The sequence below is a fragment of the Bradyrhizobium sp. UFLA05-89 genome, from assembly GCF_059803475.1.
The window spans coordinates 1-18,549 of the sequence record NZ_JBANBA010000089.1 but is presented as its reverse complement, the minus strand read 5'-3'; the positions used below and the strand labels follow the sequence as shown (position 1 = coordinate 18,549).

General features: G+C 60.1%; 16 protein-coding genes. 4 read left to right on the top strand and 12 right to left on the bottom strand.

Annotated elements, in window-relative coordinates; genetic code table 11:
* Positions 1-305: 305 nt before the first annotated feature.
* Positions 306-734: a DUF305 domain-containing protein gene (locus SO139_RS33430; RefSeq protein WP_449379680.1), complete on the top strand. Its 429-nt coding sequence runs from the start codon at positions 306-308 to the stop codon at positions 732-734.
* Position 735: 1 nt separating this feature from the next.
* Positions 736-2,232: a YncE family protein gene (locus SO139_RS33425; RefSeq protein WP_498541300.1), complete on the top strand. Its 1,497-nt coding sequence runs from the start codon at positions 736-738 to the stop codon at positions 2,230-2,232.
* A gap of 495 nt (positions 2,233-2,727) precedes the next feature.
* On the opposite strand, the gene SO139_RS33420 is transcribed toward SO139_RS33425, so the two are convergent.
* The 11 genes from SO139_RS33420 to SO139_RS33370 form a co-directional block, all read right to left on the bottom strand.
* Entirely contained in the window at positions 2,728-2,937 is a 210-nt protein-coding gene (locus SO139_RS33420; protein ID WP_449379678.1) for a hypothetical protein, read from the bottom strand.
* Between the two features lie 51 nt (positions 2,938-2,988).
* Positions 2,989-4,260 carry an ATP-dependent Clp protease ATP-binding subunit ClpX gene (clpX, locus tag SO139_RS33415; protein WP_449379677.1) on the bottom strand — a complete coding sequence of 424 codons (1,272 nt, stop codon included), beginning with the start codon at positions 4,258-4,260 and terminating at the stop codon, positions 2,989-2,991.
* Positions 4,261-4,267: 7 nt separating this feature from the next.
* Entirely contained in the window at positions 4,268-4,501 is a 234-nt protein-coding gene (locus tag SO139_RS33410; protein WP_449379676.1) for a DUF6894 family protein, read from the bottom strand.
* 186 nt (positions 4,502-4,687) lie between these two features.
* On the bottom strand, positions 4,688-4,990 hold the full coding sequence (locus SO139_RS33405) for a hypothetical protein (RefSeq protein WP_449379675.1): 303 nt from the start codon (positions 4,988-4,990) through the stop codon (positions 4,688-4,690).
* A 239-nt stretch (positions 4,991-5,229) separates the two neighbouring features.
* Positions 5,230-6,423, bottom strand: a complete 1,194-nt coding sequence (locus SO139_RS33400) for an HlyD family secretion protein (RefSeq protein WP_449379674.1) — start codon at positions 6,421-6,423, stop codon at positions 5,230-5,232.
* An 11-nt stretch (positions 6,424-6,434) separates the two neighbouring features.
* On the bottom strand, positions 6,435-6,638 hold the full coding sequence (locus tag SO139_RS33395) for a DUF1656 domain-containing protein (protein ID WP_449379673.1): 204 nt from the start codon (positions 6,636-6,638) through the stop codon (positions 6,435-6,437).
* On the bottom strand, positions 6,638-8,440 hold the full coding sequence (locus tag SO139_RS33390; RefSeq protein ID WP_449379672.1) for an FUSC family protein: 1,803 nt from the start codon (positions 8,438-8,440) through the stop codon (positions 6,638-6,640). Before SO139_RS33390 ends, SO139_RS33395 begins: the two co-directional genes overlap by 1 nt.
* Positions 8,441-8,486: 46 nt before the next feature.
* Positions 8,487-8,957: a winged helix-turn-helix domain-containing protein gene (locus SO139_RS33385; RefSeq protein WP_449379671.1), complete on the bottom strand. Its 471-nt coding sequence runs from the start codon at positions 8,955-8,957 to the stop codon at positions 8,487-8,489.
* Between the two features lie 414 nt (positions 8,958-9,371).
* Positions 9,372-9,662, bottom strand: coding sequence for a putative quinol monooxygenase (locus SO139_RS33380; protein ID WP_498541299.1), 291 nt, complete (start codon positions 9,660-9,662; stop codon positions 9,372-9,374).
* Between the two features lie 268 nt (positions 9,663-9,930).
* Entirely contained in the window at positions 9,931-10,566 is a 636-nt protein-coding gene (locus SO139_RS33375; protein ID WP_027526655.1) for a response regulator transcription factor, read from the bottom strand.
* Positions 10,567-10,788: 222 nt separating this feature from the next.
* Positions 10,789-11,004, bottom strand: coding sequence for a hypothetical protein (locus tag SO139_RS33370; RefSeq protein ID WP_449379669.1), 216 nt, complete (start codon positions 11,002-11,004; stop codon positions 10,789-10,791).
* A gap of 584 nt (positions 11,005-11,588) precedes the next feature.
* Here SO139_RS33370 and SO139_RS33365 point away from each other — a divergent pair.
* Complete coding sequence (locus SO139_RS33365; RefSeq protein ID WP_449379668.1) at positions 11,589-11,975, top strand: response regulator transcription factor; 387 nt, start codon at positions 11,589-11,591, stop codon at positions 11,973-11,975.
* On the opposite strand, the gene SO139_RS33360 is transcribed toward SO139_RS33365, so the two are convergent.
* On the bottom strand, positions 11,947-17,865 hold the full coding sequence (locus SO139_RS33360; RefSeq protein WP_449379667.1) for an AAA family ATPase: 5,919 nt from the start codon (positions 17,863-17,865) through the stop codon (positions 11,947-11,949). The genes SO139_RS33365 and SO139_RS33360 overlap by 29 nt on opposite strands.
* A gap of 240 nt (positions 17,866-18,105) precedes the next feature.
* Between SO139_RS33360 and SO139_RS33355 the strand changes: the two genes are divergently transcribed.
* The coding region (locus SO139_RS33355) for a hypothetical protein (RefSeq protein WP_498541298.1) at positions 18,106-18,549 on the top strand (444 nt) is incomplete at its 3' end.

Below are 18,549 nucleotides of genomic sequence, written 5' to 3'. Positions count from 1 at the left end.
CCGAAAAGTGCCATGAAACGAAATCGTGACCCCTTACCGCCAGGAATTGGACTAGCTTTGGTGTTGCAGGGAGGGATGCAGTGAAGCTATCCTCGCCGACTTTTTTTGCATCTGACCAGGCGCTGCCACGATCCCGGTCGTATTACGCATGACGCGCGAGAGCTGATCCGGCGCGCCCGGTGCAGTGGCTGCTCCGTCGCGCCGCCCTCTACATGACGGCAACGTGACTAAAGGACGTTTTCGCCGAATGGCCACTGAGCCAGGCTTGCGCCGTGACGATTTGAAAATGAACTCGGGAGGTCGGGATGAATTCGCTCACTCGCGGTTCGGCCATGCTCACGGTGACCACGCTCGCGGTCGTGTGCACCGTTGGAACTATCTTCTTCGCGTCCGCCCAATCGCTTCCGGCGTCACATCCGGAGATTTGCGCGAGGCCTACCTCCGACGTTGGTGCAGAAGCTTCCTTCCTGGCCGAGACCATCACCGCCATGAAAAGAATGATGGGCGATATGGCGGTGAAGCCGACCGGCGACGTTGATGCCGATTTTGTTGCGATGATGGTGCCGCATCATCAGGGTGCCATCGACATGGCGCTTGCCGTGCTTCGCCACGGCCGCAATCCGCAGATCAGGCGGTTGGCCCAGGAGATCATCGTGACTCAGCAACAGGAGATCGCGGTGATGCGCCTCGCTGTCGATCAGCGCCAACCCTCCGATCGAAGCGTGGAGCCGTGACATGAAACGCGCCGCTTATCTGGGGAGCCTCCTGGTATCGATCGTTCTCGTGGCGACGCGACATGCCGATGCCGGACAAGTCCCGGGCGCTGCCTCCAATCCCGATATCCCGATCAGCCACCGCGATCGCGTCTACGCCGCCGAGCAGTTCTCGAACACAGTCTCGGTCACCGATCCCGTCGACAACAGGCTGCTCGGCGTTATCCGGCTCGGCGATCCGCTGCCGGCGAGCTTCAGCCCACTCTATCGCGGCCAGTTGCTGGTGCACGGCTTGGGTTTTTCGCCCGATCATCGCACACTTGCCGCGGTCGCAATCGGCTCGAACGCCGTGAATTTCATCGATACCGCAACCAACACCGTCAAGCACGGGCGCTCGCCGCACGAGGCGTTCTTCACGCCGGACGGCAATGAAGTCTGGGTGGTGGTGCGGGGCGAGAACTATGTCGCGGTACTCGACGGCACGACCTACCAGGAAAAGACGCGGATCGTTGTGGCAAACGGACCGGGCATGACGATCTTTTCGCCGGACGGGAAGTACGGCTATGTCTGCTCGTCGTTCACGCCCGAGACCGCAGTTATCACTGTCGCCGACCACAAGATCGTCGGCAAGGTCCCGCAGGCGAGTCCGTTTTGTCCGAACATTGCCGCCACACCGGATGGTGCCCAGGTTTGGTTCACGTTGAAAGACACCGGCAAGGTCGAGGTGTTCGATGCCCAGCCGCCATTCGCGCTCTTGAAGACGATCGACACGGGGCCGATCACAAACCACGTCAACATCGTGCGCAACGCCAACGGCATGTTCGCCTATGTCACGATCGGCGGCCTCAACGAGGTCCAGGTTTATCGCACCAACGACTTCTCGAAGGTGGCAACCATTCCGGTCGGCAAGCTGCCCCACGGCGTCTGGCCGTCCGGTGACGGCACGCGGGTCTATGTCGGTCTCGAGAACGAGGACCGCATCGCCGCGATCGATACGCTGACGAACAAGGTGATCGCGACGAGCCCGATCGGACAGGCGGCGCAGGCGGTGGTCTACGTGCCAAATGCCAGCTCGATGATGAGCGTGAGCGACAACGCCGCGATGACGATGATGCCTGCAACCCCTGATCGTGCGGGAACGGAGAACCTGCAGCCACTCGGCGTAGCCGGGATGTCGACGCAGCTGTGGCTCGCGCCGCCCGGGCAGAAACCGGACCAGGCGCCCACTAGCGTCTCGCTCTCCGACCAAGGCCTGGTGCAAGTGCTCGAGGCTTCGGTCACCGGGCTTGAGCCCGGCAAGCCCTACGTGCTGGCGCTGGCGAACGAGGCGTCAGGCGGCGGTGCGCTGCAGCCTCTGCAGGGCTTCATGACCAATCCGGCGGGCGCGGCGGTCGTCACTGCGATCGGACCGATCCGGCAGCTCGTGCGCGGTGGTGACAAGGTCCAGCGCCGCTATCTGGTGATCGCGCCCGGTATGGTCGACGGCCCGGGCTCGCCGGTGCAGGTGCAGGCGGAATGATCGCGGTCGTGCCTGGATCGGGTCCGCGACAACCTGAGCAGCAATCGCAACGAAATCCTGCAGAGGTTTGCCCGAGGAAGAGCATTTTGAAGTTGCGCGTGAGTTCAAGGACGACATTTTCCGAGGATGGATCCGGGGAGCGATGACATCGGCAGATGCGCTCTCCCACTACTACTCGCACTTTACGCGAGACCAGGATCACTTCGAATCGAAATTTGCCTAGCTCAAGACGCCCCTGAAGGTTATTTGTGGCGAGAAAGATCTCTACATCAACGGGGAGATGGGAGTAGAGTTCGCCGAACGACTGCACGCGGAGATGCCCCTTCTTCCGGGCATGGGGCATTTCCCCCTGCGGACAAGGCTGGCCATCGATGAGGTTAGTGCTGCATTCCGATAAGCCGCCAGCTCCTGCACGTTCAGTCGAAGGTCGACCCGCTTATGGCAGATCGATGGGACCGACATGGCAGCGCGGCATTTAGCTGCGCAGGATGTTCCCTAAGCTCCCCTGCCCTCCCTTTGACCGATCACGCAGCGCCACGCCGCAAGACGTTCGGTCGGATGCTGATTCATCCACGCAGCGAGCTGCGGCGCGCCCATTAGACAGGACTGCATGGAGACATCAGCGAAGTCAGAAGTGGTGACGGTCTGCTCGTGGCAACTTGCCGGAGCAGCAAGACTGCAGAGCACGGCGATGATCTTGATCACGAGAAAATCCCTTCGGATATTCGGAGACAGCCTTCGATTAGTTCGGTCGAGTCAGCATGCCAGGGCGCTACCTTCCACGGCGCGATCGGAGCGATCGGCGTGGATGTAGAGCGGACGCGCCGTGCCTTCCACGACCTCGCGGGAGATCACGACCTCTTCCACACCTTCCAGGCCCGGCAGATCGAACATGGTCTCGAGCAGGATCGCCTCGAGGATCGAGCGCAGTCCGCGCGCGCCGGTCTTGCGCTCGATCGCCTTGCGGGCAACCGCGCCAAGCGCCTCGTCGGCGAAGGTCAGCTCGATGTTCTCCATCTCGAACAGGCGCTGATACTGCTTGACCAGCGCGTTCTTCGGGTCGGTCAGAATCTTCTTCAGCGAGGTCTCGTCAAGGTCCTCGAGCGTCGCAACGACCGGCAGACGGCCGACGAACTCAGGGATGAGGCCGTACTTGACGAGATCGTCAGGCTCGACGTGGCGGAAGATCTCGCCGGTGCGGCGATCTTCCGGTGCGATCACCGAGGCACCGAAGCCGATCGAGGTCGACCGGCCGCGCGCCGAGATGATCTTCTCGAGGCCGGCGAACGCACCGCCGCAGATGAACAGGATGTTGGTGGTGTCCACTTGCAGGAACTCCTGCTGCGGATGCTTGCGGCCGCCCTGCGGCGGGACCGAAGCCACCGTGCCTTCCATGATCTTCAGCAGCGCCTGCTGCACGCCCTCACCCGACACGTCTCGGGTGATCGACGGGTTGTCGGACTTGCGGCTGATCTTGTCGATCTCGTCGATGTAGACGATGCCGCGCTGCGCGCGCTCGACATCGTAGTCGGCGGCCTGGAGCAGCTTCAGGATGATGTTCTCGACGTCCTCACCGACGTAGCCGGCTTCGGTCAGCGTCGTCGCGTCGGCCATCGTGAAGGGCACGTCCAGGATGCGGGCGAGCGTCTGCGCGAGCAGCGTCTTGCCCGCGCCGGTCGGACCGATCAGCAGGATGTTCGACTTCGCGAGCTCGACGTCGTTGTGCTTGGTCTGGTGGTTGAGGCGCTTGTAGTGGTTGTGCACCGCGACCGAGAGAACCTTCTTCGCATGGCTCTGGCCGATCACGTAGTCGTCCAGCACCTTGCAGATTTCCTTCGGCGTCGGAATACCGTCGCGCGACTTCACCAGCGAGGACTTGTTCTCCTCACGGATGATATCCATGCAGAGCTCGACGCACTCGTCACAAATGAAGACCGTGGGACCCGCGATCAGCTTGCTGACTTCGTGCTGGCTCTTGCCGCAGAACGAGCAATACAGCGCGCTATTGGAGAGTGACTGAACTGTCATGAGGACCTCAGTGCGGCTTGCCGAGCACGAACGTGAAGGGGACAACAAAGAGCTCGTCACCCTGGTCGTCACTGACGTGCAAGATCCAGTCTCGCCAGTCTTCGAGACTGCTCTCATTGGTAAAGCATTGCACGACGCGGGTCGCATGATCGCGCGCCTCGGCAAGATCATCCACCATGGCGCCTCGGCGATCGACGAATACCTTCTTCGTGTTGGAGCAGTGGAAATAGACCTGGGTCATGTTCAGTCTCCATTGAATGGTATGGGGATCAGCGAGAGGCTCGCGTCGCTCGAGTCCTCAAGGAGAGGGCACGAAGATGAAGGGGGTGACGCTGCCGCGATCTGGAACCACATCCAGGTAGCCAAGAAAGGAAACAGGATCATTTGAGCACCTCGCCGATCACGACTTTCCGAGGAATAGTGAGGCTCAACCGCCGCACTTCGTCGCCAACAGGTCGTTGAACGCGTTGATCACTGAATCGATTGCAGCCAACACTTGCGCGCCGTCGACGCGATTGGCAGCGGCATGTCTCAACATCACCGACTCATAAAATGAGGCGGCGTAAGCGCGACAGCGCTTCTCTTTGTCGGTGGCGTTGTCGAGTTGGCTTTGTACCGTCGCCAAGCGAGCGCAAGAGTCGTCGTTGTTTGAAGCGCAGCCCGCCGCGACCGCAGGAATCGTAGATGCGTTAATCGCGGCTGAAACTATGAGAACAGCGATTCTCCTCATCGGCGCACTCCATAAAGCGAGTTGTTGCGAGGAGACTCACATTCTTCAGGTCTACGTTCTATTGCACGCGGGTCGTTTCAAGTACGGCTGTGGTTGCCCCACATAAACCTTGGCTTAAAGAAAACGAGAGTGACGATTTCAGAATCGGCAGAGGTGCCACCTCTCTTAGCGAGAGAGGCAGCACCACACTCGGCGGAGAGCTGACACGGTCACGTGCGCTGCAATAGCCGCTTTCTGGACTACGGAGATGAAGGGCTCGGAATGCAGCCCGGCCGCACCGAAGCTTCGCCGATCAATCCGAAGAAGCTGGTCTCGAGTTCCGCGCGGATTCTTTGCAAACGCGTCCCGCTCCCGCCGTCCTGGCCGTCCCGGATCGTGACCGTTGCGGTCAAACCCGACACCAAAGGCACACCGGCAGGCACGTAATCGATCGCGATCCGGACCGGCACTCGCTGGGCCAGCCGTACCCAGGTGTAGACCGGATCGACGTTGGGCAGCCCCTGTGTCGCAGCCGCTGCATTGGAAACGCTGACGCCACGCGTCACCGTTGCGACGTGACCTATGACGGGCTCAGAGTAGCCCATCAGCTTGGCCTCAGCACGGTCACCCACGCACAGCCGGGCCAGCTTTGTTTCCTCGAAATAGCCGTCGACCCAATAGCTGTCCCTATCGATGATCGAAATATTGGCGGCGCCTTGATGCGCGTAGTCTCCCTCTCGAAGCAGGAGGTTCGTGACAATCCCATTCACCGGGCTGCGCACTTCGGTACGCTGCAGATTGATCTCCGCCTGCCGGACTTGCTCCTGAGCCGACTCGACGGCCGCCTTCGCCTGTAGCGCATTTCCCTCGTAGACCTGCTTCTCTTCGGTGCTGCTCGCCAGATCCGACAAACGTCGCCGACGTTCGGACTGCAAATCCTTCACGTTGCGGTCCGCCATCCTTTGCTGCAAGACCGCCTTGTTGGTGCGGAGCGCAACGTCGAAATCGAAGGGGTCGATGACGTATAAAAGGTCGCCTTTGTGAACGAACTGATTGTCCACGATTCCCAGCTCCTTGATTCTTCCGGAAATCTCCGGCGCGACGCTCGCGACCTGCACCCGCACGCGCCCGTCGCGCGTCCATGGTCCGGCATTGTACTGGTCCCAAGTCACGAGAGCGGCGATCGCTGCAACGGCGGCGATCCCGACCGTCGCCAGCTTGCGCAACAGATGCCGCACGGTTCGCGAGCCATGACTTCGCCGCGGTGGCTTTGATTTACGTGGAGGCAGGACGATCTGTTCGTCATCCGGGTACCCTTCCGATACCCTTAGGGCGATCCCGTCGAACTGGTTCGTTTGATGAACCGGTTCCTCGGCCTCAACCGACGACGAGCGCGCCAGGCTTTCCTGCATCGGGACTTCCCGAACAGCCTCATCATAAACGACAGAATCCATGGCGCCCTCCTCTAGAATAACAGAATCAATAGGCCGAGAACCGTCACATATAGGCTCAGCTCAGCGATTGCGGCGTGACTGAACACCTTCGCAAAGCCGACGACATGCAGAAGCGGTCGGAGTGCGAGGATGACGACAAGAGCTACCACCAGGTAGGTTACAAACGGCGCTAACAAGACGCCTCCGACCACCAGCTCTGCAAAGGTGTGCGCCATCAGGTTGCCTCCGACAAATCGCGATTTTGGCTCCGATCGAAGATGTTGCTTGTCAGGGAAAGGCACGCCGCAATTTCTGCCTGGATCGAGTCGTTGTGCGTAGCCCGTTCACGAAGCCTGTGCGCGATAGCGCGCAGGGTGGCCGCATCTCGCTTGGCGATCGCCCCGCGTACTTCGTCTGCAAGTGGCCCATCGGCGAATTGCATCAGCTTCGCATCGCAAAGCCGGAATATTGCTGATTGATCGAAACAAGAGAGCATTTCTGCGAGGGCGCGACTGTCCTGTTCTCCCCCAGCGGCGAGAAATTGCCCTATCCGCGAAGCGTCCCGGAACGTTGCTTCTTCCAACGCCTCTCCATTCCGCAAGAACGGCTCCTGCAGCTCGCGGCGGACCTCCGCCAGAAGCTGCTTCCTGCGTTTGTCATCGGGTACGGGAGGAATCAGTGTTTGCGTTGCGAACAGGAACACGGCTGCCGCGACAATGAACACAGAGGTGAAGAGGAACGCCTGCGGATTGTAGGTCTGTGGATTACTCGGCGCCAGGATGAGCATGGTGAAAGGTAGAATGGCGCGACCAAGTGATGACCACAGAAGATTTTTAGAGGTGATGAGGAGTGCTGCGCCGACCACGAGGGGAGCAAGACCGATAGCCAGCAGGGGGAAGGCGTCGGCGCCATCGAGGATGATGAACTCGAGTATACCGGTCAGAACAATTGCGATCGGCGCAGCAACAAGCGCAACCGCGGTGAAGCCGCGCGGGTTCGGAGTTGTGGCCCCCAATCCGACCATCAGCGCCACGAAGGACAGAGAAACGCTCGCCGCAGGCCACCCGACCCAAACGTAGAAGGCCGAGGCGATTGCAAACCATAGAGAGGCACGGAGACCGCTTTCGGCGGCAATTCGATAGGAGCGATACAAGGGTGCACGCCACAATCGCAGCGGCCACTTGACTGATCTCAGAGCGATCAGTTCTTGTCGAACATCTTCGTCCCGTCGAACAAACTCGTTCCGTGCCGAAACTTCCGTTCGAGCGTTCTCGCGAGCAGAACCGCTGCTCAAGGTCCGCGCAGCCTGTAATTCGGCGATTAGCGAGACCGCGGCGCTGCGGGCGGCAGCGCTCCTGACCGAGCCGCTGCTCGACTCCGGCGCCAGGCTTGCGATCTCCGGCCGCAGCGCCACAATTTCTCGCAGTAGCGTCAGGAATGTCATCGAGTTGTCTGGTTCGCCGCGGAAGGCAGCGCTTGCATAGACGCGGATGCGGCGATGGATCGCCGCCAACTGCGCGACCATGCGCGGTTGACGGTCTGGAGCAAACATGAACGTGTTCATCACGGCGATCGAAAAAATGCCGACCACGATTGCGGCGCCACGCGCCATACCGGATTCAAACACGTGCTGCGGATTGTCGATCTGCTGTGTCGCAATAAATGCGACAGTATATCCGGACAGCACCGCTGCATAAGCCCGATAGCCGTCCAAGAGCTTTGCCACAAAGACGCAAATGCCAAGCCACGCCGCGAACGCCAGGAGTATCAGATCTCGCGCCTGCGAGAAGAGGCCTGTGATTGCGATTGACACCGTTACGCCCACCACAGTGGCGAGCAATCGAAAACCTGCCTTGTCCAACGCCTGGCCGCGGGTTGGTTCGGCGAGAACAGCAATCGTAAGCGCGGCAGTCGTCGGCGATTCGAGCTGCAGCCAAAAGCTCACGAACAAGGCGATGATCGTAGCCAGCCAAACGCGAATGGCGAAGCTCCAGGAGCTGACCGGAATTTTCGCTACTGTGTGCGGCTGCTCTGACATTGTCGCGATCACGGTCGTGCCTCTGCAGATGCTTCACCACTCGCGCTCAGTTCTCGTGTCCCGACACATCGACAGAGGCGACGAAACAGTAGCCGCGGCCGGGGATGTTGACGATGAACCGATGCCCGTCCCGACCGTCACGCAGCGCGCGACGCAGCGCGGACATATGGACCGTGAGGTTCGCAGGCTCGACAAAGACGTTGGGCCAGACCCGGGCCATCAAGTCCTGCTTGCTGACCAGCTCACCGCGGCGTTCAAGCAGAGCAATCAGGATCTCCAGAGCACGACTTCCGAGGCACACGGGTTTGTCTTCTTCGAGCAGAAGAAACTGCGTCGGAAGCAGGCGGAATGGTCCGAAGGAAACGTCGGCTAGGGCGGCGCCGACCGATCCACTTCGTTTCTGGGAGAGTGGTGCAACCACCTCAAAAGGCTGAGCGGTGCGTCCGGCGTCAAATTCCGGTTCGGGATGAAATTGCTCCAGGCGTCCGAAAGCTGCAGTCGAAGCTGATGCGCGCATTATGACCTCGCGTGCTTTGGCAGGCTAATCCCGCAAAGATGCCACTGACCGTAATCTGACGATTTGGAGCGCCGCGAGCTATTCCACGCGGGTGGTGAGCACTGACAGATTTGGTTGCGTTGCCTAAACCTAGATTTACAAGCCGAGTGGAGGAGTTGGGGCCGCGCATTGTGATGCTCGGGCCGGATCAACAAAATACGCGAGAGCCATTACTTGAGCAGCGAACTACTTCGTTAGCCCAATTTCGGAAACGCGCAGGCGCGCCGTCTCGTGGCAAGCAACCTGGTCTATCCTAGGCCGCGCGTCGATAAACGACACGACGAGGCCGCGTCTGCTTCTCCGTTCGCGACCAAATTGGCGCGCCGCGCGATATGTTGCGAAGAGTCACCAGCGGACATCGCCTCGTAGTTCGTCTTACGTCTCGACCTGCTTCAACCGGTGGATGGTCGGCTTTCCGTCCATGAATTCAGCCATCGCCCCCCTGAGTGTCCTGAAATATTCTGTGCTCAGATGGGCATCGACTGCTGCCTGATCGGCGTAGCGCTCCATGAACACATAGGTATTCGGCATTTCACCGTGGTAGAGCCGATATAGCAGACAACCCTGCTCGTTTTCATTGACCTTCTTGACGAGCTCAGTCGCGAGCTCCTCGAATTCTGCGCTTTTGTCTTCCTTGATCTTGGTCGTTGCGACAGTTCCAAACATTCGCATCACCATCGAGTTTGAGCGCGTCGTTCTATTGCACGGCGTATTGGGCTACTTTACCGGCATGCGCCGAGGCGCCGGGAGTGAAGCGCAGCAAATCGCAGCAAATTGTTGCTAGACAATCGGTTGATCATGACGGTCGGGCAGGGATCGCAAACTGAAACAGAGCCCGGCGTGGCTGGCTCGGGTTGACCAACAGGCATCCGCCATGGATTCGACGATTGAACGGCAGATTGTTAGTCCCCCAATGTACAGATCGTTCCACAGCTCAGGAGCGTTGCGGCCTATCAGGTACGAGCTTGAGCTTATCGGCCATACGGCCGAGCTCGGGAAGCGAACCGGCCTGCATCTTCTGCATCGCCCTGCTGCGATGCACCTTCACGGTGGCTTCGGCGATGCCGATATCATGGGCAATCTGTTTGCTCAGACGGCCGCGGGCGACCTGAATCATGATCTCGCGCTCCCTGGGGCTCAGCGATCCGAAGCGCTCCCTGAGAGCGACCAAGTCCTTCTCATTTTCCCGCCGTGCACGATCACGAGAGAGACCGAGCTCAATCGCGTCGAGGAGATCTTGGTCGCGGAACGGCTTAGTCAGGAACTCGATAGCGCCCCTTTTCATCGCCTGCACGGACATCGGTATGTCGCCGTGTCCTGTGACGAAGATGATCGGAATTTCCCTATTTGCCGTGACGAGCTCGCGCTGAAGATCGAGACCGCTTTGACCGGGCATTCTGATGTCGAGCACAAGGCAGGTGGGGCAATCCGGGAGATCGGACTTGAGGAACTCGGAAATGGACGCAAATAGCTGAACATCGATGCCGAGCGATCGCAGTAGCCGCCCGACAGACGCGCGGAGGTCCGGGTCGTCGTCGACGACCAACACGGTGGAGGTGGAATCAGGCATCGCTGCTGCTCGAAGGGACCGCGAAAATGAGCCTGTGTCCTGGTTTTCGGCCAGACCGCGCATTTCTAGTCCTAATCGCGGAACCTGAACAGTCCCATTGTTCCCAAAGCATGCGTGCGGGGTACACCAAAGTTTACGACCTGACCCAGCTCGCTCCCGAACGCGCTGATCGACTTTAGGATCTGTGGCTCGCCCGATCGCGGCTGAGCGACGCCCATCACCTCATGCAAGCCACTCACCTTCAGCGCTGACAGCCGATCGAGCGAGTGCCTTGTCCGCATCATCGCGGGAAGCCTTCTCAGCTCGCCGTTCATAATCGTCGGCAAGAGCCCTTAGCTGACCTGCAATCGCCATGTCAGTCATGGTTTTGGCGGTACGGAGCAAAGTCTGCGCGGTCTTCAGATATTGTTTGCCTCGTGGTGAGATCTGAAGCGTCATGACGCCCTCGCGCGGTGCTCGGTCGACTGGTCGAAGGGCATTTGGAGCCAGCCCAACCAATTACGGTCACTTTGGCGGCGAGTTGCGAAGCGATCGACGCACTCCCTGGAACAAAGCGGGGTTCGCCACGAATAATGCCGGACGAGACCGAACTTGCCGTCGCACATTGCGCATCGAGTGGCCCTGTCAGACCTGTGAGTTTCCAAGCGATAAGCCATTGTTTTCTCCTTTTCGCCCCTGCGCATTTCGGACGCATGCAGACTATTAGGATCGTTACCAGCACCTCAATTGAGCGCAGGTCGAAGTCGGGCATCCAAAGGGGCGGGACGGCGATACGAAGGCTTACAATGCCCGGACGTGGTCCTGAGGTCGCCGGGTATGATCCCGGCGATCACGTCGTCCAGCGGGGAATTCTCCATCCCGACCGATGATTGCCAGGACTCGCAATCGCCGTCGGCATAAGCCAAAGTTTAGGCGCATCGGCATTGCATCGATGGCATTCTTGACGCAAGTCAAGCCATCCCACGCGGATCTACGGCACCGTTAGCTGCCCGCACGAAGGGGCCTGCGAATGGCATAAGCGCATGATGAAAAAGGTACTAGTTTCGGTCGTCGACGATGATCGGTTCTTTCGTGAGTCAATGTGCAGGCTCATGAGATCCCTGGGCCATACGGTCGACGTTTTCTCGTCTGCAACCGAATTTCTCGCCTCCCCGCGCCTCTCCGAAACAGCATGCCTGATCACCGACATTCATATGCCCGCCATGACCGGGCTCGAACTCTGTCGGCGCCTTATCGATGCGGGCCACGCAATTCCGACGATCCTTGTGACGGCATTTCCCAATGACGTCGACCGGGCTCGCGCGCTAGGCGACGGCGTCTTGTGTTACCTGCGCAAGCCAGTGGACGAGGACCAACTGATGCGATGTGTTAGCGCGGCTTTCAACTCCGGTGGCTCGCCTGAAGGATAGTCGGGAGCTCTCTTTCGGTATCTGGCAAGGTGAACTGGAATACGGCGCCGCCGGGCTCGTTCGCTCCCGCCCACAGCTTGCCCCCGTGAGCTTGGATGATAGAGCGGCATATCGACAGCCCCATGCCTGTCCCACTCGACTTCGTGGTATAGAAGGCATTGAAGATCCTATCGAGATGCGCAGGATCGATGCCCGGCCCTGAATCGCGCACGGCCACGAGGGCGCCTACCTGGTCCTGATCGGTGCTGATCAACATCCCTCTTGCTCCCTCTTCTACCGAGCTCATTGCTTCAGCCGCGTTGAGAATCAAATTCAGCAAGACTTGTTGCAGCTGAATGCGGTCCCCCAGAACCGGAAGCAACCCCTCCGCAAGCCGGGTCTGGACCGAAACGCCATTCCTGACGATCGCGCTTTGCGCCAACGCGATCACTTCGTTGATCGCCGCGTTGAGATCAAACCGCTCTTTTCGCGGCGGCGCTTTTTTGATTTGCTCTCGGATGCGATCGATGATTTCTCCGGCTCGATCTGTGTCCCCGACGACACAGGAGAGTGCCTCGCCGATCTCCCCTAGGTCCGGCGGCTGCATCTTCAGAAAATTCAGGGCCGCCCGGGCGTTGTTGCGCGCGCTGGCGATTGGCTGCGCAATCTCGTGAGAGAGCGAGGCTGCCAATTCTCCCATCATGCTCACGCGGTTCACATGGGCGAAATCCGACTGCATCTGCTGCAATCGCGCCAACGCCTGCGTTCGTTCCTCTATATCCGTCAATAGTGCATACCAGCGAGAAATGGCACCGAAGGTGTCGCGAACCGGAATGCCGCGGATGTCAAACCATCGATATTCACCGTCAAAGCGTCGTATGCGTGCTTCGGTCTGGTATGGAACGCCGGCGACTATCGACCTTGTGACGATTTCAGCGAGATGGGGAAGGTCTTCATGATGAATCGTTCCGTTTGTGCCCCAGTTCTTCATTTCCTCCAGTGACGCACCACAATACTCAAGGATTTGGCGATTGACGGCTTCGACGTCGCCATTCGGGGCCAAGCTCGCAACGAGACCGGGTATCCCGTCAATCGCCGAGCGTAAACTCCGCTCGCTTTCGCGCAGCGCCTCCTCAGCCCGTTTACGCTCGGTCAAATCGAGCACGAACGCGACGCCCTCGTCGCCGCCTTCCTTGACGAGCGCGGCACCAATAAGCACGGGAACGCGGCTACCGTCCTTCCGAAGATATTCCTTCTCAAAAGGCTGAACTATCCCGATTGAGTTTAGCTGTTCCAGCGTGATTGCGTCACGCTCGTGCCATCCCGGAGCACTCAGCTCGTTCCAGCGCACCCGGCCCCACGCGAGGTCATCACGGTCATATCCCAGCATACGGAGGAACGCGTCATTGGCTTCAATAACCTGCCCCTGGCGGTTGGCAACGAAGATCCCGATGATATTGGCGTCAACCAAACGCCGTATCTTCGTCTCCCGATCCTCGAGATCGCGATACAGCCGTGAATTCTCAAGCGAGATGGCTGCTTGCGACGCAAGCACCTCCAGCAGCGCCGCGCGATCGGGTGTGAAGATGTTCGGCGCAAGGCTGTTCTCAAGGTAGAGAATGCCGATGAATTTTCTCTGACTAATCAACGGCAAACAAAGAATAGAGCGAACACGACTCCGAACAAAGTAGGCATCGGTAGAAAATGGGTGTCGAGATGACGCATCGTCGATGATTACCGTCTCATGAGTACGCGCTCCATAACGGGCCAGCGACTCCGGCAGCGCCGGTGCGATATCGGCCCGTTGCCGCAGATGCACGGTTACGTTCTCGCCACTAGAGATCGCCTCCGCCTCTATCTGCAGCTCTTCATCTCGTGGAACAATCAGAAGACATCGTTCCGCGCCAGCGTGCTTGAGTGCAGCGCGCAAGAGCTTGTCGATGAGCTCTTCGAGAACCATCTCGCCAGAAAGTGCCTGCGAGGCTTCAATCATCGTCGCGAGATCGAGATGTTCGACCGGTGCTTCGATCGTGCCCGCTGGACCCGGCGCACGCTCGTCCTGTCTCAGCCGCGGATGGAGCTGGTCGAGTTGCCGCACCTTTCCATCTGCTCCCCATCGCAAGTAGCAATGCCGCGCATTTTTGAGGTAGAGATGTGCAACCTCCTCGAGGCCGCGCGCCGCGTAAAAGCGGGCAGCCAGCTCGTAGGCCAGCGCCTCGTTTTGGACAAAGGCGTTTGCGCGGGCCGAGGCAATGGCGCGCTCGTAAAGGTCCATGGCCTCGACCGGGCGTCCCTCAATCCGGGCGATCTCGGCAGCGACCAGCGCTGCACGATCCTCGAAATTTTCAGGACAATTCGCCGCCCAGGCCTGCAGCTCCCGCTCGTGGCCGCCAAGCGCGTCTCGATGCTCGGCGTACGGCTCGGGGCCGAAGGGCTCACACCGAGCGGCTCGGCACAGGCCGGCATAGAAATGCCATTCGGCTTTTTCGGCCGGAAAGAGCGACAGCGCCCGGGAAGTTGCGTACCATGTCCCCGCCTTCTCCGCTGCCTCGAGCGCCGAAACATAGTCGCCGGCAAAGAAGCGCGCCTGGAGCTTTCGGATCCAGTAGTAACATTCCAAAAAGGCACGAGCGGGTTGACCCGTGATGCGGTCTTCGAAGGAGCGCTCCGTGAATTCACCATCGTCGAGGGAACCGAACTTCGCAATTTTCCCGCGCAGGGTCCGGGCAAGCGCGATCGGCGCGGAAAGCCTGTCGAGGAAGAACCCATACTTCTGCACGAATGCCAACGCGTCCTGAGCTTCGCGCTCGAATTGATCGAGTGGATGGCCCGATGCAAGAAGGATGCTACTGAGACCCCGGGAGGCAAGTGAGGCATATGTCGGATCGCCGTGATCCTTCGCCAACTGGAAGGCGCGACGTGACGGTTCGATGCCCTCCCTTAGCGGTCGTGTCCACGGGACCACAATCGCGAAGGCGACATAGGTCTTCGCCCCGAAGTCTGTCAATCCGCGACGTTCCAGCAGATCGCAGGCCGACTTTCCAAACCGATAACCTTCAATGTACTGGCCGAAGCGGGGGCCGGCGAGCATCGCCACTGCCACGTAGTTAAACGGCGCCGCCTCGCTGATGCCGTGCTCGAGGCTGAGATTTGTGGCAGCGCAGACGCTAAGTGCGTGCAAGTTCTTGTCGGTGTACATGGCCGGCAGAGCCAGGCTGCTGAGCAGGTCGAGCGTCGCCCTTGCCTTCTGGTCTTGGATCAGCGGCAGGTCAACGATATCCTCGATCGAGCGATCTCCGAGCAATGACCAAATGCGCTCGTACTCGTGACGTGCGTCCGCCTCGGTGGGATGCGCTGACCAATCGATGCCTACATGCCGCAAACACTCCAGGGCAATTGTCACCGCCCTTTCGCCCGCCCCTAGCATTGCGCATAGATCCACCCGCCGGTAGGCCACGAGGCATTTTTGGACTGCGCTGAGCGCGCGCTGTGCCAGCGCCGCCAGACGTTGGTCGGCAAGCTGCGCTGCACCAGCATAGACTTCACAGTCGGCCGAATGCAGCTCCAGGTCAAAGGCGAGGTCGGGCCGGCGCTCCCATGTGTCCCCCGGCAACAGCGCCGCACCGGTGGTCAGATAGGTCAGCGCGGAGGCATAGGCCGACGACGCCTTGGCGCGCTTGCCAGCGGCCAGGTTCAGCTCCGCAAGCCGTTCGCGTTCCTCGTGGGATATGATTAGAGTTGCCCCGCGATTGAGCTGGTTGACGATCTCGAAGATCGCCTCGTCGCGCTTTTCCGGTGAAGCCTGCGCCAGCAGTAACCGGCCGATAGTCAAATGCGACTCCGCGCGCGACTTTTCCGGAATCAGCGCATAGGCCGCTTCCTGCACCCGATCGTGAATGAACTTGTATGAGCGCACGGCGCGATCGATCAGTTGTTGACGCATGGCTTCCGAGAGAGCCGCGTGCACCTGCTCTTCGGCCGTTCCGAGAACGACCGAAAGGATATTGAAATCGGCAACGTTGCCGAGGCACGCCAGCCGTCGCAACGCGTCTTGCGTGTCGAGCGGTAGCCGCGTCAGCTTCCCGGCCAGAAGCTCCACCACATTATCCGTGTACCCCTTGGCATGGATGCCGCCGACATCCCAAGACCATTGCCCCCGCGCTTGATCAAGGGCCAGCAGCCCCTCGTCGGCGAGCACGTGAAGAAACTGGACGACGAAGAACGGATTGCCGTCGGTCTTCGCGTGCACGAGATTTGCAAGCGAACCGGCCTGCTCAGCGTCGCAGCGGAGCGTGTCCGCGACGAGTTCGTCCAGATGTTCGGTTGTGAGCGGAGCAAGTTTGATCTCCTGCACTCTTCCGGTTGCCCGGATCGCCTCCAGCTTGCGCATGAGCGGATGCGCCGCCGTGACTTCGTTATCGCGAAAAGCACCGACGAGGAAAAGATTACGGAGTTCGGACCGGTTCAACAGGTCTTCCAAAAGGTCGAGCGTCGCTGCGTCGAGCCACTGCAAGTCATCGAGGAACAGTGCCAGGGGATGTTCCGGCCGAGCAAAGATACCGATCAATTGCCGAAGCACCATCTGAAAGCGCCGCTGCGCGTCCTGAGGCGGAAGCTCGGGGACCGGCGGCGGCTCGCCGACGAGAACCCTCAGCTCAGGAACGAGCTCCACCATCAGTCCCGCATTGGACCCCAGTGCTTCCTGCAAGGCGTAACGCCATGGCGCAAGGTCGGCGTCACTCTTGCCGAGCAGCGGCCGGATCAGGCTCTGAAGCGCCTGTGCCAACGTCGCGTAGGGAACGTCACGCTTGAGCTGATCGAACTTGCCGGAAGCGAACTGGCCACGCGGCGGCACCAGCACCGGCTGCAGCTCGTTGACGACCGACGATTTACCGATGCCGGAATAGCCGGAGACCAGGACCAGTTCCGGGGCGCCACCGTTGACGACACGATCGAACGAGGCGAGCAAGGTGTCGACCTCATGTCGCCGCCCGTAGAGTTTCTCAGGGATCACGAGCCGGTCGGACGTGTCGTGTTCGCCGAGTGGAAAGTCGTCAATCTGACGCCGTTCGTCCCATTCTGTTTGGCAGCTGCGAAGGTCGCTTTCGAGGCCGGCTGCCGTTTGATAGCGGTCTTCGGCTCGCTTCGCGAGCAATTTCATGACGATCGCCGAAATGACGCCGGGGATTTCCTTCCGCTCGATCGGGGGCGCCGGGCGCCTGGCGAGATGGCAGTGCACCCATTCCATCGGATCCGTGGCGGTAAACGGCAATGCACCGGTGAGCATCTGGTAGAAGGTTACGCCAAGCGCGTAGAGGTCGCTCCGGGAATCGATTGAACGATTCATCCGTCCGGTCTGTTCCGGAGCCATATAGGCGAGCGTGCCGGCGATGGTCTCTGGAGGGCGAGGTGACTGACGTTCGCGCACGAGGCGCGAAGCGATGCCGAAACCGGTCAGCCGCACTTCGCCGGACGCCTCGTTCAGCAGGATGTTGCCCGGCTTGATGTCCTTGTGGACGAGCCCGCGCTGGTGAAGCTTGCCTAAGGCCGCCGCGACGGGAATGGCGAGACGCAAGAAGCGTCCCGCCTCGATGGGCGCGCCGAGCACGCCATCCAGCGGCTCGCCGCCCGCATCATCGAGCAGCAGTATGGTCCGGTCGGCATCGTGCACAAGCTCCAGCGGCCGTACTGCCCACGTACCATCGAGTTCGTCCTTCAGTTCGTATTCGTGCGTGAGGCGCTCGAGGCTTGAACGAGACGGGTGGTCGGCGACAGGAGCAACTATCAGCACGGCGCGCTGCTCGCCATCATCGCCTAATCGCCAGCCACGCCGAAAGACGCGTTCGTCGTCCTTCCACACGATCTGAGAGCCATCATCCGAGTACGCGACATTCACCGAATGCGGCACCATTTATGAGCCTCCGGCGTTCGGCCTCCCGATTGAATTCACCAAGCCAAGCTTTTCGTCATTCGCGCGGCCTTTCTCCGGCCCCGGCAAATCGTATCCGATCGGCTGAGAAATGCCAGCCGTCCATTGATCGTCCGTGCTTGAAATGCGCGGAGCCACGCCTTCTGGCTAGCAGCAATTTGGCGAGATTTGCCGCGCTTTACTCGCGACGGAAGCACATGCGCCTTAACGAGGAGTGTCACGGTGACATCGCGCGAGAATGTCGACCGCATCAAGTCGAAGTATGTTTTGCTGTCAACGCAACACGAGCCGTTTTCGAAAGCGCGGTTGGTCGCAATCTGTCACGGAGGTGCTGTTATGAAAAGGCTTTGGCCTCGTGTGGCCGTCATCATGGCAAGCCTTGTCGCGTTTGCTTCGGCAGCGCAAGCGCGCACGGCTTACGACGGATCATGGGATCTTACCTTTGTAACTCAAAGAGGCACCTGCGATCCGACCTATAGCTTTTCGGTCAACATCACCAACGCAGTTGTAACCCATCCCAATCTCATAAGGTTCAGGGGCTACGTGGCGCAGTCTGGTGCGGTTCGCGCGTCGGTGGCTGTTCAGGATAGGTATGCGTCGGGCTCAGGACGGCTGTCGGGAGCATCCGGCCGGGGAAACTGGACTGGCCAATCGGCCGGCGCACGC